General features: G+C 72.5%; 14 protein-coding genes. 5 read left to right on the top strand and 9 right to left on the bottom strand.

What is annotated here, in order from left to right; all coding sequences use genetic code 11:
• Positions 1-47 precede the first annotated feature (47 nt).
• From QP089_RS38440 to QP089_RS38425, 4 genes are all read right to left on the bottom strand, one after another.
• On the bottom strand, positions 48-1,397 hold the full coding sequence (locus tag QP089_RS38440) for an FAD-dependent oxidoreductase (RefSeq protein ID WP_285918781.1): 1,350 nt from the start codon (positions 1,395-1,397) through the stop codon (positions 48-50).
• Positions 1,398-1,444: 47 nt separating this feature from the next.
• Positions 1,445-2,956 carry an amino acid permease gene (locus tag QP089_RS38435; RefSeq protein ID WP_285918780.1) on the bottom strand — a complete coding sequence of 504 codons (1,512 nt, stop codon included), beginning with the start codon at positions 2,954-2,956 and terminating at the stop codon, positions 1,445-1,447.
• 104 nt (positions 2,957-3,060) lie between these two features.
• Positions 3,061-5,148 carry a 3-hydroxyacyl-CoA dehydrogenase NAD-binding domain-containing protein gene (locus QP089_RS38430; protein ID WP_285918779.1) on the bottom strand — a complete coding sequence of 696 codons (2,088 nt, stop codon included), beginning with the start codon at positions 5,146-5,148 and terminating at the stop codon, positions 3,061-3,063.
• A gap of 50 nt (positions 5,149-5,198) precedes the next feature.
• The gene (locus QP089_RS38425; protein WP_285918777.1) at positions 5,199-6,401 is read right to left on the bottom strand and encodes a thiolase family protein; all 1,203 of its coding nucleotides are present in this window, start codon (positions 6,399-6,401) and stop codon (positions 5,199-5,201) included.
• A 161-nt stretch (positions 6,402-6,562) separates the two neighbouring features.
• On the opposite strand from QP089_RS38425, the gene QP089_RS38420 reads away from it, so the two are divergent.
• Positions 6,563-8,386 carry an AMP-binding protein gene (locus QP089_RS38420; RefSeq protein ID WP_285918775.1) on the top strand — a complete coding sequence of 608 codons (1,824 nt, stop codon included), beginning with the start codon at positions 6,563-6,565 and terminating at the stop codon, positions 8,384-8,386.
• A gap of 35 nt (positions 8,387-8,421) precedes the next feature.
• Here QP089_RS38420 and QP089_RS38415 read toward each other — a convergent pair whose 3' ends face one another.
• From QP089_RS38415 to QP089_RS38405, 3 genes are all read right to left on the bottom strand, one after another.
• Entirely contained in the window at positions 8,422-9,621 is a 1,200-nt protein-coding gene (locus QP089_RS38415; protein ID WP_285918825.1) for a sensor histidine kinase, read from the bottom strand.
• Positions 9,622-9,623: 2 nt separating this feature from the next.
• The gene (locus QP089_RS38410) at positions 9,624-10,286 is read right to left on the bottom strand and encodes a response regulator transcription factor (protein ID WP_285918773.1); all 663 of its coding nucleotides are present in this window, start codon (positions 10,284-10,286) and stop codon (positions 9,624-9,626) included.
• A 114-nt stretch (positions 10,287-10,400) separates the two neighbouring features.
• Positions 10,401-11,075, bottom strand: coding sequence for a hypothetical protein (locus QP089_RS38405; protein ID WP_285918771.1), 675 nt, complete (start codon positions 11,073-11,075; stop codon positions 10,401-10,403).
• Between the two features lie 260 nt (positions 11,076-11,335).
• Here QP089_RS38405 and QP089_RS38400 point away from each other — a divergent pair, with 260 nt between their 5' ends.
• Together QP089_RS38400 and QP089_RS38395 are read left to right on the top strand one after the other, a co-directional pair.
• Positions 11,336-13,054 carry an N-acyl-D-amino-acid deacylase family protein gene (locus tag QP089_RS38400; protein WP_285918769.1) on the top strand — a complete coding sequence of 573 codons (1,719 nt, stop codon included), beginning with the start codon at positions 11,336-11,338 and terminating at the stop codon, positions 13,052-13,054.
• Positions 13,051-14,625: an AMP-binding protein gene (locus QP089_RS38395; protein WP_285918767.1), complete on the top strand. Its 1,575-nt coding sequence runs from the start codon at positions 13,051-13,053 to the stop codon at positions 14,623-14,625. Before QP089_RS38400 ends, QP089_RS38395 begins: the two co-directional genes overlap by 4 nt.
• Here the strand turns inward: QP089_RS38395 and QP089_RS38390 are convergent.
• Together QP089_RS38390 and QP089_RS38385 are read right to left on the bottom strand one after the other, a co-directional pair.
• Positions 14,612-15,226 (bottom strand): TMEM175 family protein, encoded by a 615-nt coding sequence (locus tag QP089_RS38390; RefSeq protein WP_285918765.1) that lies wholly within the window; start codon positions 15,224-15,226, stop codon positions 14,612-14,614. The genes QP089_RS38395 and QP089_RS38390 overlap by 14 nt on opposite strands.
• 14 nt (positions 15,227-15,240) lie before the next feature.
• Positions 15,241-16,083: an RNA polymerase sigma factor gene (locus tag QP089_RS38385; protein ID WP_285918764.1), complete on the bottom strand. Its 843-nt coding sequence runs from the start codon at positions 16,081-16,083 to the stop codon at positions 15,241-15,243.
• Positions 16,084-16,348: 265 nt separating this feature from the next.
• On the opposite strand from QP089_RS38385, the gene QP089_RS38380 reads away from it, so the two are divergent.
• Together QP089_RS38380 and QP089_RS38375 are read left to right on the top strand one after the other, a co-directional pair.
• Positions 16,349-16,849 carry a winged helix-turn-helix domain-containing protein gene (locus tag QP089_RS38380; RefSeq protein WP_285918762.1) on the top strand — a complete coding sequence of 167 codons (501 nt, stop codon included), beginning with the start codon at positions 16,349-16,351 and terminating at the stop codon, positions 16,847-16,849.
• A complete protein-coding gene (locus QP089_RS38375) occupies positions 16,755-17,414 on the top strand; it encodes an IS630 family transposase (protein WP_285918760.1) in 660 nt (219 codons plus the stop codon). Before QP089_RS38380 ends, QP089_RS38375 begins: the two co-directional genes overlap by 95 nt.
• Positions 17,415-17,505 lie beyond the last annotated feature (91 nt).

Raw genomic sequence — 17,505 nt, 5'->3', positions numbered from 1 at the left:
TCGTCACTACTTTCCCGGCGGCTTCTCGCGCCCCGCCACCGCGGCCGTCATCCCGGCCTGCGGCAGGCGGACCTCATCGCCTCCCACCGGGCCAGCTTCACCCGCTCGCCCCGCTCGAGGCTGCGGGCCAGCGCGATCTCGGCGGCGTCGAGGTTCAGCCAGTCGGCGTAGGTGACGACGGGCAGGCCGCGCGACTCCAGCAGCTCCTCGACGGTGCGCTTGGGCGCGGAGTCGGTGCCCTCCAGGTCCGCCAGCAGGTTGCGAACGGTCTCGGCGGCGTCGGACTTGTTGGTGCCGACGACACCGGACGGGCCGCGCTTGATCCAGCCGGCGACGTACTCGCGGGGCACGGGCGCGCCGTCCGCGCCGAGGATGCGGCCGCCCTCGTTCGGCACGGTGAAGGACCGCTCGTCGAACGGGACGCCCTCCAGCGGGACGCTCTGGTAGCCGACCGAGCGCAGCACCAGGCCGACGGGCAGCGTCTCGAACTCGCCGGTGCCGACGACGCGTCCGGTCTCGTCGAGCGCGGTCCTCTCCAGCCGCAGGCCCTCGACGCGGTCGGTGCCGAGGATCTCGGCGGGCGCGCGCCAGAACCGGACGTCGATGTGGCGGGCGCGGCCGGGGGCGGGCTCGCCCGTCCAGCCGTTCAGCACCTTGATGTTGCCGCGCACGTGCCGGTCGTTCTCGGCGAGTTCGGCGCTGGCGGGGTCGAGGTCCATGTCCGCGGGGCTGACGTGGATGCTGGCGTTGGGCAGCTCGCCGAGCTCGCGGGCCTCCTTGGTGGTGAACTTCGCCTGCGCGGGGCCGCGCCGCCCGATCATGTGGACGCGCTTCACCCGGCTGTTGGACAGCGCCTCGATGACCTGCTCGGGGACGTCGGTGGAGCGCAGCTCGTCGGCGGTCTTGGCCAGGATCCGCACGACGTCGACGGCGACGTTGCCGACGCCGATGACGGCGGCCTCCTCGACCGACAGGTCGAAGGAGTGGTCGGCGGCGTCGGGGTGCCCGCAGTACCAGTTGACGAAGTCGGTCGCGGCGATGCTGCCGGGCAGCTCCTCGCCGGGGATCCGCATGTGCCGGTCGACCATCGCGCCGGTGCAGTAGACGACGGCGTCGTAGCAGTCGAGCAGGTCGGCGCGGGTGAGGTCGCGGCCGAGCTCGACGCAGCCGAAGAACCGCACGGCCGGGTTCTCCAGGACCCGCTGCAGGTACTTGGCGATCGACTTGATCGACGTGTGGTCGGGCGCGACGCCGTAGCGGACCAGCCCGTACGGGGTCGGCAGCCGGTCGAAGACGTCCACCCGGACGTTCCCGTCGGTCTGCTTCACGAGGGCCTCGGCGGCGTAGATGCCGGCGGGGCCCGAGCCGATCACCGCGACGAGCACAGGAGAAGCCATGCGCGTATTGTGCCGACCCGCACGGCAAAAGGACACCGTGACACCGGTCACGGGCGGTCGCGCGGGGCCCGTGTTCCGCCGGGGGCGGGAGCGGCGGCGATGCCGACGCGGCTGTGCGTCCGGCCGTAGGCGAAGTAGATGACCGCGCCGATCACCATCCAGGCCAGGAACCGGTACCAGGTCTCCAGCGGCAGATTGATCATGACGAAGAGGCACCCCAGCACCGACAGGATCGGGATCACCGGGACGAACGGGGTGCGGAACGCGCGCGGCAGGTCCGGGCGGGTGCGGCGCAGGATCACCACGCCGACCGACACCAGCAGGAACGCGAACAGCGTGCCGATGTTGACCAGCTCGGCGAGCTTGGACAGCGGGATGAACCCGGCCAGCACGGCGACGATGCCGCCCATGATCACGGTCGACAGCCACGGGGTGCCGAACCGCGGGTGGATGACCGACAGCCACGGCGGGAGCAGGCCGTCCCGGCTCATCGCGAAGAACACCCGGCTCTGCCCGAGCAGCAGGATCAGCACGACGGCGATGAGGCCGACGACGGCGCCGACGTCGATGATCGTGGCGAACGCGGAGTGCCCGACGGCCTTGAAGGCGTCCGCGAGCGGCGCGGCGTCGGAGAGCTTCTTGTAGTTCTGCATCCCGGCGACGACGGTCGACACGGCCGCGTAGAGGATCGCGGTGATGATGAGGGAGCCGATCAGGCCGATCGGCAGGTCGCGCTGCGGCCGGCGGGCCTCCTCGGCGGCGGTCGCGACGATGTCGAAGCCGATGTAGGCGAAGAAGACGATGGCGATCGCGGCGAAGATGCCGAGCCAGCCGTAGCTGACCGGGTTGATCCCGAAGATCACCTGCATCAGCGGCGCCGCGGCGCCCTTCACCGACGGGTTCGGCTCCGAGGGCGGGATGAACGGGTGGTAGTTCTCGCCCTTGACGAAGAAGAGGCCGGCCACGATGACCAGCAGGACGACCGACACCTTCACCACCACGACGACCGCGTTGACCCGCGAGGAGATCTTCACCCCGAGGACGAGCAGGCCCGTCACCACCAGCACCAGCGCGATCGCCGGGACGTTGACGACGCCGCCGTGGCTGCCCGGCGGGTTGAGGATCGCGGCGGGCAGGTGCAGGCCCGCGCTGTCCAGCAGCGAGGCGAAGTAGCCCGACCAGCCGACCGACACCACCGCCGCGCCGAGCGCCAGCTCCAGGATGAGGTCCCAGCCGATGATCCAGGCCGGGAACTCGCCGAGGGTGGCGTAGGAGAAGGTGTAGGCCGAGCCCGCGACCGGGACGGTGGAGGCGAACTCGGCGTAGCACAGCGCGGCCAGCCCGCAGACGACGGCGGCGAGGACGAACGAGATCGCGACGGCGGGCCCGGCCTTGTCCTTGGCGACCTGCCCGGTGAGGACGAAGATGCCGGTCCCGACGATCACGCCGATGCCGAACACGACCAGGTCGAGCGCGGACAGGTCGCGGCGCAGCCGGTGCCCGGGCTCCTCGGTGTCCTTGATCGACTGTTCGACCGACTTGGTGCGCAGCAGGTTCATCGTCGGCTCCTCGGCGTCACGTCGTTGTGACACCCCTATGCCCGGATGCGCGCCGCTTATGATCGTCCGCCGCCCGCGAAGGCGCGGGCGGCGGACGACCCGGCTCAGGCCGGCAGGGAGGCGGTGCCGGGGGCGAGGAAGCGGCGGCCCGCCGCCTTCTCGGCGACGCCCGACCGGTCCAGATACGGGGTGATGCCGCCGAGGTGGAAGGGCCAGCCGGCGCCGAGGATCATGCACAGGTCGATGTCCTCGGCCGCCGCGACGACGCCCTCGTCCAGCATGATGCGGATCTCGTCGGCGAGCGCGCCGAGCGCCCGGTCGAGGACCTGCTCCTCGGTGGACGGGCGCGTCCCGCCGCCGAAGATCTCCACGACCTCCGGGTCGAGGGAGAAGTCGGGCAGGTAGACGCCCCTCTTGCCGGCCGCGACCAGCTTGGCGAGGTTGTCCGACAGCGGGAACCGGTCCGGGAACGCGGCGTGCAGGGTCTCGTTGACGTGCAGCGCGATCGCCGGGCCGACCAGCCCCATCAGCACGAACGGCGGCATCGGCAGGCCGAGCGGCGCGGCGGCGCGCTCGGCGACCTCGATCGGCGTGCCCTCGTCCACCGCCTGCACGATCTCGGCGAGCAGCCGCAGCAGGACGCGGTTGACCACGAACGCCGGGGCGTCCTTGACCAGCACGCACGACTTCTTCAGCGCCCTGCCCGCCGCGAACGCGGTGGCGAGCGCCGCGTCGTCGGTCCGCTCGCCCCGGACGATCTCCAGCAGCGGCAGCACCGCGACCGGGTTGAAGAAGTGGAAGCCGACGACCCGCTCGGGGTGCTCCAGCTTCGCTGCCATCTCGGTGACCGAGAGCGAGGAGGTGTTGGTCGCCAGGACGCAGTCGGCGGAGACGTGCTCCTCGACCTCGGCGAACACCTTCTGCTTGACCGACAGCTCCTCGAACACGGCCTCGATGACGAAGTCGGCGTCGGCGAACGCGTCCTTGGTCAGCGAGCCGGTGATCAGTGCCTTCAGCCGGTTGGCCTTGTCGGGGGAGAGGCGGCCCTTGCCGAGCAGCTTGTCGATCTCGCCGTGCGCGTAGCCGACGCCCTTGTCCAGGCGCTCCTGGTCGAGGTCGGTCATGACGACCGGCACCTCAAGGCGGCGCGCGAACAGCAGCGCGAGCTGCGAGGCCATCAGGCCCGCGCCGACGACGCCGACCTTGGTGACCTTGCGGGCCAGCGCCTTGTCCGGCGCGCCGGCGGGACGCTTCGCGCGCTTCTGGGTGAGGTCGAACGCGTACAGCCCGGCGCGCAGCTCGTCGCTCATGATGAGGTCGGCCAGCGCTTCGTCCTCAGCGGCGAAGCCCTCGTCGCGGCTCCGGTCCTTCGCGGCGGCGACCAGGTCGAGCGCGCGGGTGAACGACGGGGCCGCGCCGTGCAGCTTGCCCTCGAGGTTCCAGCGGGCCATCGCGACGGCGTCGTCCCACGCCTTGCCCTTGTCGACCTCGGGACGGGTGACGGTGATCTCGCCGTTGAGGACGCGGGCCGTCCAGGCCAGCGACTCCTCCAGGAAGTCGGCCGAGTCGAAGATCGCGTCGGCGATGCCCAGCTCGTAGGCCTGCCGGCCCTTGAGCATCCGGTTCTGCGCGAGCGGGTTGTCGATGACGACCTTCAGCGCCTTCTCCGCGCCGATCAGGTTCGGCAGCAGGTACGTGCCGCCCCAGCCGGGCACCAGGCCGAGGAACGCCTCGGGCAGCGCGAACGCCGGGACCCCGGCGGAGACCGTCCGGTAGGTGCAGTGCAGGCCGATCTCGACGCCGCCGCCCATCGCCGCGCCGTTGTAGTAGGCGAACGACGGGACGCCCAGCTCGCCGAGCCGCCGGAACACGTCGTGGCCGAGCTTGCCGATGGCCCGCGCGTCCGCGTGGCTCGTGATCAGCGGGACGCCCTTGAGGTCGGCGCCGACCGCGAAGATGAACGGCTTGCCGGTGACGCCGACGGCGACGATGTCGTCGCGCCCGGCGACCCGGTCGATCGCGGCGTCCAGCTCGGCCAGGCCGTTCGGGCCGAAGGTGTTGGGCTTGGTGTGGTCGTGGCCGTTGTCGAGCGTGATCAGCGCGAGCGTGCCGGCACCGTGGGGGAGCGCGACGTCACGGACGTAGGCGTGCGTGACGACCTCGTCGCCGAATACTTCTCCGAGGTTGCTCACTGTGTTCCCTCCGGGGGCGGTCCCCCGGACCCCCCGAACGACTGCGTCGCTCACTTTGCGCCTTCCCAGTTCACGTTCTCCCAGAGCACGGTTCCGCCCATGCCCATGCCGACGCACATCGTCGTCAGCCCGTAGCGGACGTCGGCGCGCTCCTCGAACAGCCGGGCCAGCTGGTTCATCAGCCGCACGCCGGACGAGGCGAGCGGGTGGCCGAGCGCGATCGCGCCGCCCCACGGGTTCACCCGCGCGTCGTCGTCGGCGATCTTGAAGTGCTCCAGGAACGCCAGCACCTGCACGGCGAACGCCTCGTTGATCTCGATGAGGCCGATGTCGTCCATGGTGAGGGAGTTGCGGGCGAGCAGCTTCTCGGTCGCGGGGACGGGCCCGACGCCCATCACCTCGGGCTCGACGCCGGCGAACGAGAAGTCGACCAGCCGCATCTTCGGCGCGAGGCCCAGCTCGCGGGCGACGTCCTCGGCGGCCAGCAGGCAGGCGGTCGCGCCGTCGTTGAGGCCCGCGGCGTTGCCGGCGGTGACGTTGCCGTGCACGCGGAACGGGGTCTTGAGCTTGGCGAGGTCGTCGAGCGTGGTGCCGGGGCGCGGCGGCTCGTCCTCGGTCGCCAGGCCCCAGCCCTGCTCGGCGCTGCGGATCGCGGTCGGGACCAGGTCCGGCTGGATCTTCCCGGCGGCGTAGGCGGCGGCGACCTTCTGCTGGCTGCGCACCGCGTAGGCGTCCGCGCGCTCCTTGGTGATCTGCGGGAACCGGTCGTGCAGGTTCTCCGCGGTCGAGCCCATGACCAGCGCGGACGGGTCGACGAGCCGGTCGGCGAGGAACCGCGGGTTCGGGTCGACGCCCTCGCCCATCGGGTGCCGGCCCATGTGCTCGACGCCGCCCGCGATCACGACGTCGTAGGAGCCGAACGCGATGCCGGCGCCGGTCGTGGTCACGGCGGTCATCGCGCCCGCGCACATCCGGTCGACGGCGTAGCCGGGCACGCTCTTGGGCAGCCCGGCGAGCACGGCGGCGGACCGCCCGATGGTCAGGCCCTGGTCGCCGGTCTGGGTGGTGGCGGCGACCGCGACCTCGTCCACCCGCTCGGGCGGCAGGGACGGGTTGCGGCGCATCAGCTCGCGGATCGCGCGGACGACCAGGTCGTCGGCGCGGGTCTGCGCGTACAGGCCCTTGGGGCCGGCCTTGCCGAACGGCGTGCGTACGCCGTCGACGAACACGACGTCGCGTGCGGTGCGAGGCACGGGTCGTCCTCCCTGCGGATGGGGCTGTCGGTGGTGGACAGGTTGATGCTACTCACTGGTAACCACAAAGGCTACTCGTCAGTAACCACTGACGCGCCGGTGCCCTTGTTCGGCGCCGGGACTCGTGGGTAACGTGACCCGAAATCACCGGAGGAGGCGCGGTGACCCATGCGAGGCCCGTGTACCGGCCGGGGCTGCGCCGGCGGATCGGGCACGCCCGCGACCTCGCCGCCCTCCTGCTGCGCACCGGCCTCCTGCTGTCCGGCGGCCCCGGCCGCGTGGGCCGCCAGCTCGGCGCGCTGCGCCGCTGGGGCACCAGCCTCGCCGGGGTCCTCGCCGCGGCCGCCGCGCACTCGCCGTCCCGGCCCGCCCTCATCGACGACGAGGGCGTCCTGACCTTCGCCGAGCTCGACGACCGGACCACCCGCCTGGCCATCGGCCTGCCGCTGCACGGCCCCCGCCCGCGCGTCGGCGTGCTGTGCCGCAACCACCGCGGCATGGTCGAGACGCTCGTCGCGTGCAGCCGGCGCGGCGCCGAGGTCGTGCTGCTCAACACCGGCTTCGGAACGGGCCAGATCCGCGCGGTGCTCGGCGAGCTGCGCCCCGCCCTGATCGTCGCCGACGCCGAGTTCGCGCCGCTGCTGGCCAACGTGCCGATCGCGCTGCGCCGCACCGTGCTGTGGGCCGACCGCCGCCCCGGACCGCCCGGCGGGGACATGCCCCTCGCCGCGCCCGTCGCGGCGCCGCCCGCCACCGTGCCGCCCGCCACCGTGCCGCCCCCACCGCGCGCCGACCCCGGCCCCGCCGACACCGGCCCGAGCATCGACGAGGTGATCCGCTCGGTGCCCGCGCCCGACACCGCGCCGGGCCCGCCGCAGATCCAGAGCCGGACGATCATGCTCAGCTCGGGCACCACCGGCCGGCCCAAGGGCGCCCGCCGCCCGCCCCGGCCCGGGCTGTGGCCGCTGGCCTCGATGACCTCGCGGATCCCGCTGCGCACCCGGCAGACCATGATCATCGAGGCGCCGCTGTTCCACACCTGGGGCTACGCGGCGCTGCAGATGGCCTGGGCGCTGCGCGCGCCGATCGTCCTGCACCGCCGCTTCGACCCCGAGCGGACGCTGGGCTCGATCGCCGCCCACCGCGACACCGTCGTGTTCGCCGTCCCCGTCATGCTGCAGCGCATCCTCGAACTGGCCCCGCGGACCCGCGAGCTGTACGACACGTCCTCGCTGCGGATCGTCGCCCTCAGCGGCGCCGCGCTGCCCGGCGACCTCGCCACCCGGTTCATGGACGCGTTCGGCGACAAGCTCTACAACGTCTACGGCTCCACCGAGGCGTCCTGGGTGTCCATCGCCACCCCGCGCGACCTGCGGCTCGACCCGCGCACCGCGGGCCGCCCGCCGCGCAACACCTCGCTGGCCATCGTCGGCGCCGACGGCCGCCGCGTCGGCCGCTCCACCATCGGGGAGATCTTCGCCGCGAACGAGCTGCTGTTCGAGGGGTACACCGGCGGCGAGCCGATGCAAGTCCGCGACGGGCTGCTCGCCACCGGCGACCTCGGCCACATCGACCACCGCGGCCTGCTGTTCGTGGACGGGCGCGCCGACGGCATGGTCGTCTCCGGCGGCGAGAACATCGTCCCTGGAGACGTCGAGGACGCCCTGATGCGCCTGCCCGAGGTCGACGAGGCCGCGGTGATCGGCGTCCCGGACGACGACTGGGGCCAGCGCCTCGCCGCCTACATCGTGCTGCGGCCCGGCGCCCGGCTCAACGCCGAAGCCGTCCGCGCCTACGTGCACGCGCAGGTCGCCCGGTACGCGGTGCCGCGCGACGTGCACTTCATCCCCGAGCTGCCCCGCAACGCCACCGGCAAGGTCGTCCACCGCTGGCTGACCGCCCGCACCGACCGGCCCCGCCCCGAGGGGCGCGTCGACTGGCCGCAGCCGCCGCCCTGGCCGCTGCCCGCCGAGAACGCCGGCTAGCGGTCACGCGGGCCGGCGGCCGCGCCGGCCGGCGGTCACACCGGCACCGGGGCGGCGGCGCGCGACAGGACGGGCAGCCGGACGGTGATCGACAGCCCGCCGCCCGGCCGCGGGACCGTCTCGATCGTCCCGCCGTGCGCGCCCACCACCGCCCGCACGATCGACAGGCCGAGGCCCGCGCCGTCCGCCGACCCGACCCGGTCGGCCCGCAGCCGCCGGAACGGCTCGAAGAGGCCCGCCACCTCGTACAGCGGGACGGGCCGCCCCGTGTTCACCACCTGCAGGAACGCCTGCCCGTCCCGGACGCCGGTGCGCACCCACACCCGCCCGTCCCGCACGTTGTACTTCACCGCGTTCTCCAGCAGGTTCATCGCGCAGCGCTCCAGCAGCACCGGATCACCCGCCACCTCCGCGGGCGCCAGCCGCGCCTCCACGTCCACCTCGCCGGTCCGTCCGTCCAGCTCGCCGAGGGCACCGCGCACCACGTCCGGCAGCGCCGTCGGCGCGGGATCGGCCGGCTCCCGCTCGGACCTGGCGAGCAGCAGCAGCCCGTCGATCAGCCGCTCGTGCCGTTCGGTGTTGCCGAGCAGCACGTCCGCGAGCGCCTTGGTCTCCGGCGGGTTCTTGCGGCTGGCGATGGCCACCTCCAGCACCGTCCGGTTGATGGTCAGCGGCGTGCGCAGCTCGTGCGAGGCGTTCGCGACGAACCGGCGCTGCGCGTCGAACGCCCGGTTCAGCCGGTCCAGCATCCGGTCGAACGTGTCGGCCAGGTCCTTGATCTCGTCCTGCGGCCCGTCCAGCGCGATCCGCTCGTGCAGGGTGCTCTCCGACAGCCGCCGCGCCGTCGCGGTCACCTTGTGCAGCGGGCGCAGCATCCGCCCCGCCACCAGGTAGCCGATCATCACCGCCAGGACGCCGAGCACCAGCATCGTCAGCAGCGAGCTCTGCAGCAGCTGCTCGAGCACGCTGTGCTTCTGCTGCGTCAGCTGCCGGTCCGCCTCGGCCTTCAGCGCCATGACCTGGTTGAGGTCCTGCGTCTTCGCCAGCATCCGCAGCTTCGCCATCGTCTGCGGGTCGACGGTGGTCCGCGCCGGCAGCCGCTGGTCCAGCGTCCGCACCGTCAGCAGGTACGTCACCGCGACCAGCACCGCCGACATCACCAGGAACAGCGACCCGTACACCAGCGTCAGCCGCGTCCGGACGCTCAGCCTCGGCGTCCGCAGCATCCCGCGCATGTTCACCGCGCCTCCAGCCGGTAGCCCGACCCCGTCACCGTCTCGATCACCGAGGGCTCGCCGAGCTTGCGGCGCAGCGTCGCCATCGTCACCCGCACGATGTTGCTGAACGGGTCGATGTTCTCGTCCCAGGCCCGCTCCAGCAGCCGCTCGGCGCTCACCACCCCGCCCTCGGCGCGCAGCAGCTCCTCCAGCACGGCGAACTCCTTGTTCGTCAGCCGCAGCTCCCGGCCGTCGCGCGCGACCCGCCGCCGGTGCGGGTCGAGCCGGATCCCGCGGCTCTCCAGCACCGGCGGCACCGGCGTCCCCGACCGCCGCGCGAGCGCCCGCACCCGCGCCACGAGCTCGCCGAACACGAACGGCTTGGGCAGGTAGTCGTCGGCGCCGAGGGTCAGCCCGTCGACCCGGTCCTCGACGTCCCCGGCCGCCGTCAGCATCAGGATCCGGGCCGGGCCGCGGCGGGCCGCCAGCTCGCGGCACACCTCGTCGCCGTGCACCGTCGGCAGGTCCCGGTCGAGCACGACCACGTCGTACTCGTTGCAGGACGCCCGTTCCAGCGCGTCGTCGCCGTCGTAGACCACGTCCACCGCCATGGCCTCCTCGCGCAGCCCGTCGGCGATCGTGTCCGCGAGCACCCGCTCATCCTCAACGATCAGCACACGCATGCGCCGAGCATGCCTCAGGCGGGGTTAAACCCCGATAAATCCGCAGGTGCGGGCAAGGCGAAGCCCCGGCGGCGCGGGATGCGCCGCCGGGCCTCGCCGTCCTCCCGGGCCGGCCTACCGGCGCGAGGGCGGGGTCACACGCCAGGTTCGGTCGGCGGCCGTGTGCTGGTGCCGGCCGTTCTGGCGCTGCCGTTCCTGGGGCTCCCATTCCGGAGCGGCGGTCGACCCGCCGGCCGTGCGTTCCCGGGCGGCGGCCGCGGTGGCGGCGCGGTCGCGTTCGGCGTGCGCGGCGTCGGCCCGCCGGGCCTCCCGCACGCCGACCACCAGGAACCGGCCGAGGGCCATCGACGCCAGCATGATGGTGAAGGCGCCCAGCCCCTGGAAGAACGAGAGCTGCTCGGCGATCCGGCGGGTCTGCCCGCCGAGGGCCGAGCCCAGGCTCGTGTTCCACAGCGGTGCGATGGTGGTGCCCACCACGAACCACAGGCCGCCCAGGATGGCGAGCCAGGAGCCGAGGAGGGCGATCGGACGGTTGGCGCTGAACAGCAGCATGAGCCCGCCCAGGATCACGGCGATCGCCGGGAGGATGGACAGGACCAGCCGGTCGTTGTTGTAGACCCACGCACCGCCGGACCCGAACCCGAAGTCGAAGTAGGGGCCGACGAACGGGATGAGGCCGCCCCACAGGCCGAGCAGCATCAGCAGGAGTCCGCTGAGCATGCCGCGGCTGCGGGGGGTCTTGAGCATCCCGGCCATCCGGGTGCGCGGGGAATCCGTCATCCCAGTCATGGGGATACCTCCCTGACCAGGTCGAAGTGTCGTATTTCCTTATCGGCGTACCCGCCGCGCGGCGGTGAAACGGACCTTTCGGGCAAAGACCGTGTCATGTCGTCGCCGGGCCGGCGGGCGGCGCCCTTGTCGGCGGTCCGCGGCGCGGTCACCATGGCAGGAAACGGCCAATCGCTTGTTCGGGTTGAGACGCTGGTCTAGACATAAGTCTCAGAGCGATCCGCCGGTTCGGCGCCGCGGCGCCGGGAGGAGTGGCCCCGATGGATGATCTGGTGATCAGGAACGCCCGGGTCGTGGACGGCACCGGCGCGGCCCCCTACCACGCCGACGTCGCCGTCACCGGCGGCCGGATCACCGCGGTCGGCGGCGAGGCCGGCGCCGCCCGCCGCACGGTCGACGCCGACGGCGCCCTGCTCACCCCCGGTTTCGTCGACATCCACACCCACTACGACGGGCAGGCCACCTGGGACCCGATCCTCGCCCCGTCGTCCTGGCACGGCGTCACCACGGTCGTCATGGGCAACTGCGGCGTCGGGTTCGCCCCGGCCCGCCGCGACCGGCACGACTGGCTGATCGGCCTGATGGAGGGCGTCGAGGACATCCCCGGCTCCGCGCTCGCCGAGGGCATCACCTGGGAGTGGGAGAGCTTCCCGGAGTTCCTGGACGCGCTGGACCGGACGTCCCGCACCATGGACATCGGCACGCAGGTCCCGCACGGCGCCGTCCGCGCGTACGTCATGGGGGAGCGCGGCGCCCGCAACGAACCCGCCACCGCGGACGACATCGCCGCGATGAAGGCGATCGTCAAGGAGGGCGTCGCCGCGGGTGCGCTCGGCTTCTCCACCTCCCGCACCCTCGCCCACCGGGCCATCGACGGCGAGCCCGTGCCCGGCACGTTCGCCGCCGAGGACGAGCTGTTCGGCATCGGCGAGGCGCTGCGCGAACTCGGGACCGGCGTCTACGAGATCGCGCCCGTCGGCGCCGCCGGCGAGGACGTCAACTCCCCGCCCGACGAGGTCCGGTGGATGCGGCGGCTGTCGGAGGCGATCGACCGGCCGGTGTCGTTCGCGCTGCTGCAGGTCGACGCCGCGCCCGACCTGTGGCGCGAGCTGATGGAGCTGTCGGCCGGCACCGACGCGCGGCTGCACCCGCAGGTGGCGGGCCGGCCGTTCGGGATGCTGATCGGGCTGGAGACGCTGCACGCGTTCGGCGACCACCCGACGTACGTGTCCGAGCTGTCGCTGCTGCCGCTGCCGGAACGGGTGGCCCGGATGCGCGACCCCGAGGTCCGGGCGAGGATCCTCGCCGAGCGCCCGGCCGAGGAGAACCTGCTGGCGGGCATGGTCCGCGGCTGCCTGGACCGGCTGTTCCCGCTGGACGACGACCGTCCCGACTACGAGCCCGCGCCGCAGGACTCGGTGGCCGCCCGCGCCGCCGCCACCGGGCGCGACCCGCTCGACCTGTTCTACGACCTGCTGCTGGAGGACGACGGCCGCAACCTGATGCTGCTGCCGCTGCTGAACTACTCCGAACGCAGCCTCGACCCCGTCCGCGAGATGCTCACCCATCCGCGGGCCGTGCTCGGCCTCGGCGACGGCGGCGCGCACTGCGGCTTCATCTGCGACGCGTCCCTGCCCACCACCATGCTGAGCCACTGGGCGCGCGACCGGCGGCGCGGCGAGAAGCTGCCGCTGGAGCACGTCGTGCGGCTGATGACCCGCGACACGGCCCGGCTGTACGGGCTGGCCGACCGCGGCGTCATCGCCGAGGGCATGAAGGCCGACCTCAACCTCATCGACTTCGACCGCATCGCCAACCGCCGGCCGGAGATGCTGTACGACCTGCCCGCGGGCGGGCGGCGCCTCGTCCAGCGCGCCGACGGCTACCTCGCCACGTTCGTCTCCGGCACGCAGGTCTTCGCCGACGGCGAGCACACCGGCGAGCTGCCGGGACGGCTGGTGCGGGGAGCGCGCTCGTGACGCGCTCGTTCAACCTCGCGGACCTCTTCGAGGTGGTGGCCGGCGCCTGCCCCGACCGCACGGCGCTGGTCGCGGGACCGGTGCGGCTGACCTACGCGGAGCTGGACGCGCGCGCGAACCGGGTCGCGCACCACCTGGCCGGCGCGGGCGTCGAACCCGGCGACCATGTGGGGATCCTGTCCTACAACCGGGCCGAGTGGGTCGAGGCGATGCTCGGCTGCTTCAAGCTCCGCGCGGCACCCGTCAACGTCAACTACCGGTACGTCGCCGACGAGCTCGCGCACCTGCTCGGCGACTCCGGATGCGTCGCGCTGGTCGCCGAACGGTCCCTGCTGGGCGGCGTCGACCGCGCCCGGCTGCCGCGGCTGCGGCACGTCGTCGCCATCGACGACGGGCCCGGTCCGTCCGCCGACGCCGAGTACGAGAAGGCGCTGGCCGCCGCGTCCCCGGACCCGGGCTTCGGGCCGCGCTCGTCCGACGACCCGTACCTGCTCTACACCGGCGGCACCACCGGCCTTCCCAAGGGCGTCCTGTGGCGATCGGAGGACATCTTCTTCGCGGCCCTCGGCGGCGGCACCTACGGCGGCGGCTCGATCATCGCGTCCCCGGAGGAACTGGCCGGATGCGCCGAGCGCGAGCCGATGCGCGTTCAGGTGCACGCCCCGCTGATGCACGGCGGCGGCCAGTGGATGACGCTGATCGCGCTCACCACGGGCGGCACGGCGATCCTGTGGACCGGCCGGCACTTCGACGCCCGCTCCGCGCTGGAACTCGCCGCCCGCGAACGCAGCCAGGTGTTCATGCTGGTCGGCAACGGGATGGCCGGTCCCGTCGCGGACGAGCTCGCCACCGGCCGGCACCTCGACCTGGAGATCTTCGGGTTTGGATCGGGCGGCGCGCCGCTGTCGTCCGGCGTCAAGGAGCGGTTGGAGGCCGCGCTGCCCGGCGTCTACATCTCCGACAACCTCGGCGGCACCGAGACCGGAGCGATGGGCGTCAGCGAAGGCGACGGCCGCTTCCGGCTCGCCCCCGACTTCGCGGTCCTCGGCGACGACCTGCGTCCGGTCCCGTCCGGCGAGGAGGGACTGGTCGCCCGCACCGGCCATATTCCGGTGGCCTACTGGGGCGACGAGCGGAAGACGGCCGCGACCTTCGTCCACGACCCCGACGGGCGGCGGTGGGCGCTGCAGGGCGACCACGCCCGCGTCGAGGACGACGGCACCGTCACGCTGCTGGGCCGCGGCTCCCTGGTCATCAACACCGGCGGCGAGAAGGTGTTCGCCGAGGAGGTCGAGACGGTTCTGCGCGGCCATCCGTCCGTTGCGGACGCCGTGGTCGTCGGCGCCGCCGACCCGAGGTTCGGCCACCGCGTCGCCGCCGTCCTGACCTGGGCCGATGGAACGCCCGCAGACGAGGAGTCCCTCACCGCGCACTGCCGCGCCCACCTCGCCGGCTACAAGGTGCCCCGCCTCTACCGCTTCGTGGACGCCGTGCGCCGCACCCCCGTCGGCAAACCCGACTACGCCTGGGCCCGCTCCCTCGTCACGGACGGCGCGGTCAGACCCCGATGAGCCGCCAGCCCCTGCTCACCAGCGGCTCCAGGAACAGCAACAGGAGCCCGTAGTAGGAGACGTCGGAGAACAGCGCGGCCAGCACGAGCGCGACGAGCAGCAGCAGCACGGTGGACAGCCCGCCGCGGACCGCGCCGATCGTCGGCGGATCGTCCTCGGACGCGACGTCGGAGTCCCGGTAGGAGATCACCGTGACCACCGTCTGGCACGCGGCGGCGGCGAGGACGTTGCCGATGTAGAGCGCGGTGGTGAAGCGGTCGTGCGCGGAGTAGGAGGCGACCATCTCGGTGGTGAACGGCAGCACGACGATGGCCAGCACCCAGCCCGCGTTCCACAGGATCAGCGGGCGGGTGTAGCCGCGGATGTGCTCGAACGCCCCGTGGTGCACGAGCCACAACCGGGTGATCACCACGAAGCTGAGCAGGAAGCTGTAGATCTGCGCCTTGTGGTCGGTGATCACCTCGCTGGACGCCCCGTGCGCGCGGACCGTCTCCGGGACCACGTCGACCAGCGGCAGCACCAGGAGGGTCACGGCGATCGCCACGACCGCGTCGGTGAACAGGACCAGCCGATCAGGGTCCCGGGAGGTCGCTCGCGACATGGAGCGTGATCCTACTAGCGGCGCCAGCACGTGTAGGAGACGGTCGCGGTTCCGCCCGGCGAGAAGGACACCGACCCGCCGCCACCCCCGCCGACATAGCAGAGCACCGAAGGCCGCACCACCACGTTCACCGTCGTGGACCGGCCGGCGCTGAGCGTCCCTCCACCGGACGCGCTGACCCGCCCGCCCCGCGAGCGGACCGACGTCACCGCCCAGTGCACCGTCCCGCCCACCGCCGTCAGCCGCACCGGACACGACCGCGGCAACCCCGCGACACCGATCCCATGGCACCCGCCGTCGCCCACCACCAGCCGCCCAGGCCCAGCCGGCTCGCGCTTCTTGGGCTTCGCGGCGGCGGGCGCGTCCTGCTTCTTCTTGCCGTCCCGCTTCTTCCGCTCGTCCTTCTGCTGCGCCGGCGAGACCGTCGCCGAAGGAAGGCTCGGCGTCGGCTTGACCACCGCCACCGTCGGCGCCCTCTCGGGCTTCCCGTCGCCACCCGACTCCAACACCACGACGATCCCCGCGACCAACACCGCTGCGGCCGCCGCCCCGACCACCACGACCCGCCGCCGTCCCGCCCGCACCGGCGCCCGGCACTCGTCCCGCACCAGCTCGTACAGCCAGTCCCGGAACGTTCCCGCGTCCGGGACGTCCGCCCCCTTCGCCCGCAACGCGAGCAACGCCGCCCGGACGGTCTCCACCGCCCGCCCACGGTCGCCGAGCAGCCCCTCCGCATACTCGACGAGTTGGGGCCCGTACACGTTGTAGACATGGCCGACCGCCCCGGGCCGCTGCCTCCGGAGCCCCTCGACCAGCCGAAAGTCCTCGTTCAACGGAGGAGCGACATCGCTGACCACGAGCGGATTATCCCCGCCCGACCACCGCCGGCAATGCACCCCAACCCCAAACCCCGCCCCCCACCTTTATCACCAAACCAAAACCCGCCCACCAGAACCGAGACCCCGCCCAGAAGAGCATTCCGGGGGTTCATGAACACCTCGCCGCAGGCAGCCGCCCGAAACCCGCTAACCAGGGTTAATGAGTGATGGCGGCGGGTGAGTGGACGGGCTGGTGGTGTGGGCGTATGCCGGTGGCATGGCCAGATACCCCCAGGGCGGTGGGATGAGCGCCGTCGGCCGCCAACGGCGAGAACAGGTCCGGATGCAGGCGGCGCAGTGGTTCGGTGAGGAGCGGCCCAACGCGTGGATCGCCGCCGAGTTGCGAGTCGGGCTGCGGCAGGTGGAGGAATGGCGGCGGACCTGGCGCGAGGGCGGTGCCGAGGCGTTGCGGTCCAGGGGCCCGCATCGGCGGCCGCGGCTGGACCATGTGGCGTTCGCGCGGCTGGAGGCTGAGTTGAATCGCGGGCCGGCCGCGCACGGCTATGCCGATGACCAGCGATGGACGCTGGGCCGGGTGGCCGCGCTGATCCGTCGGCTGTTCGGGATCGACTACACCCTGCCCGGGGTGTCGCTGCTGCTGCGCCGCAATGGCTGGTCGGTGCGGGTGCCCGGACGCCGCGCCATCGAACGTGACGATCACGCCGTGCAGGTATGGAAAGAGCAGGTGTGGCCGCAGGTGGAACCACCGCGGAGACCTGGGCGCCTGGATCTGTTTCCTCGATGAGACCGGTCAGGGGCTCAGGCCGCCCAAAGGACGCTCCTGGAGCCGCCGGGGACACCGGCCGCAGGTGAGGGTGCGCGGCGGCGAACACGGCGCCCGCATCTCGGTCGCCGGGATGGTCTGCTACCGCCCCGGTAAGCGGTCCCGGCTGATCTACCGGCTGCACCACTACCGCCGCCGCAAAGGCGAACGCGCCGCCTTCACCCTGACCGAGTACAAGAACATGCTGAACGGTGCCCGCCAGCAGCTGCCCGGCGGGAAGATCGTGCTGGTCTGGGACAACCTGAACATCCACCACTCGACGGCGATGCGGGCGTTCATCGACGCCCACACCGACTGGCTCACGGTGTTCCACCTGCCGGCCTACGCTCCCGAACTCAACCCGACCGAGAGTGTGTGGTCCCTGCTGAAACGCTCCATGGCCAACTCCCTGGCCGCCGATCTGAACCACCTGACCCGCATGATCAAGCACCGGCTCAAGGTGATCCAGAACCACCCCGATCCGATCGACGGCTGCCTGACTACCACCGACCTCACCATCACCACCACACCCGCCATCACCAGTTAACCCTGGTTAGAGGAAGACACCAAGGCCCCGGCCAGGTCGACCACCCGGTAACGCCACAGAGAAGCGGGCATGATCCCTGTATGGAGGGCGC

Origin of the sequence: Actinomadura opuntiae (assembly GCF_030283205.1) — a bacterium.
GTDB lineage: Bacteria > Actinomycetota > Actinomycetes > Streptosporangiales > Streptosporangiaceae > Spirillospora.
This window is presented reverse-complemented; position numbering and strand designations above follow the sequence as displayed.

What these genes read in the sequence shown, in the direction of transcription:
- QP089_RS38435 (WP_285918780.1), bottom strand. Translation starts at nt 2,956, where the DNA reads ATGAACCTGCTGCGCACCAAGTCGGTCGAACAGTCGATCAAGGACACC.
- QP089_RS38415 (WP_285918825.1), bottom strand. Translation starts at nt 9,621, where the DNA reads ATGCGCGGGATGCTGCGGACGCCGAGGCTGAGCGTCCGGACGCGGCTG.
- QP089_RS38380 (WP_285918762.1), top strand. Translation starts at nt 16,349, where the DNA reads ATGAGCGCCGTCGGCCGCCAACGGCGAGAACAGGTCCGGATGCAGGCG.
- QP089_RS38410 (WP_285918773.1), bottom strand. Translation starts at nt 10,286, where the DNA reads ATGCGTGTGCTGATCGTTGAGGATGAGCGGGTGCTCGCGGACACGATC.
- QP089_RS38400 (WP_285918769.1), top strand. Translation starts at nt 11,336, where the DNA reads ATGGATGATCTGGTGATCAGGAACGCCCGGGTCGTGGACGGCACCGGC.
- QP089_RS38440 (WP_285918781.1), bottom strand. Translation starts at nt 1,397, where the DNA reads ATGGCTTCTCCTGTGCTCGTCGCGGTGATCGGCTCGGGCCCCGCCGGC.
- QP089_RS38390 (WP_285918765.1), bottom strand. Translation starts at nt 15,226, where the DNA reads ATGTCGCGAGCGACCTCCCGGGACCCTGATCGGCTGGTCCTGTTCACC.
- QP089_RS38405 (WP_285918771.1), bottom strand. Translation starts at nt 11,075, where the DNA reads ATGACTGGGATGACGGATTCCCCGCGCACCCGGATGGCCGGGATGCTC.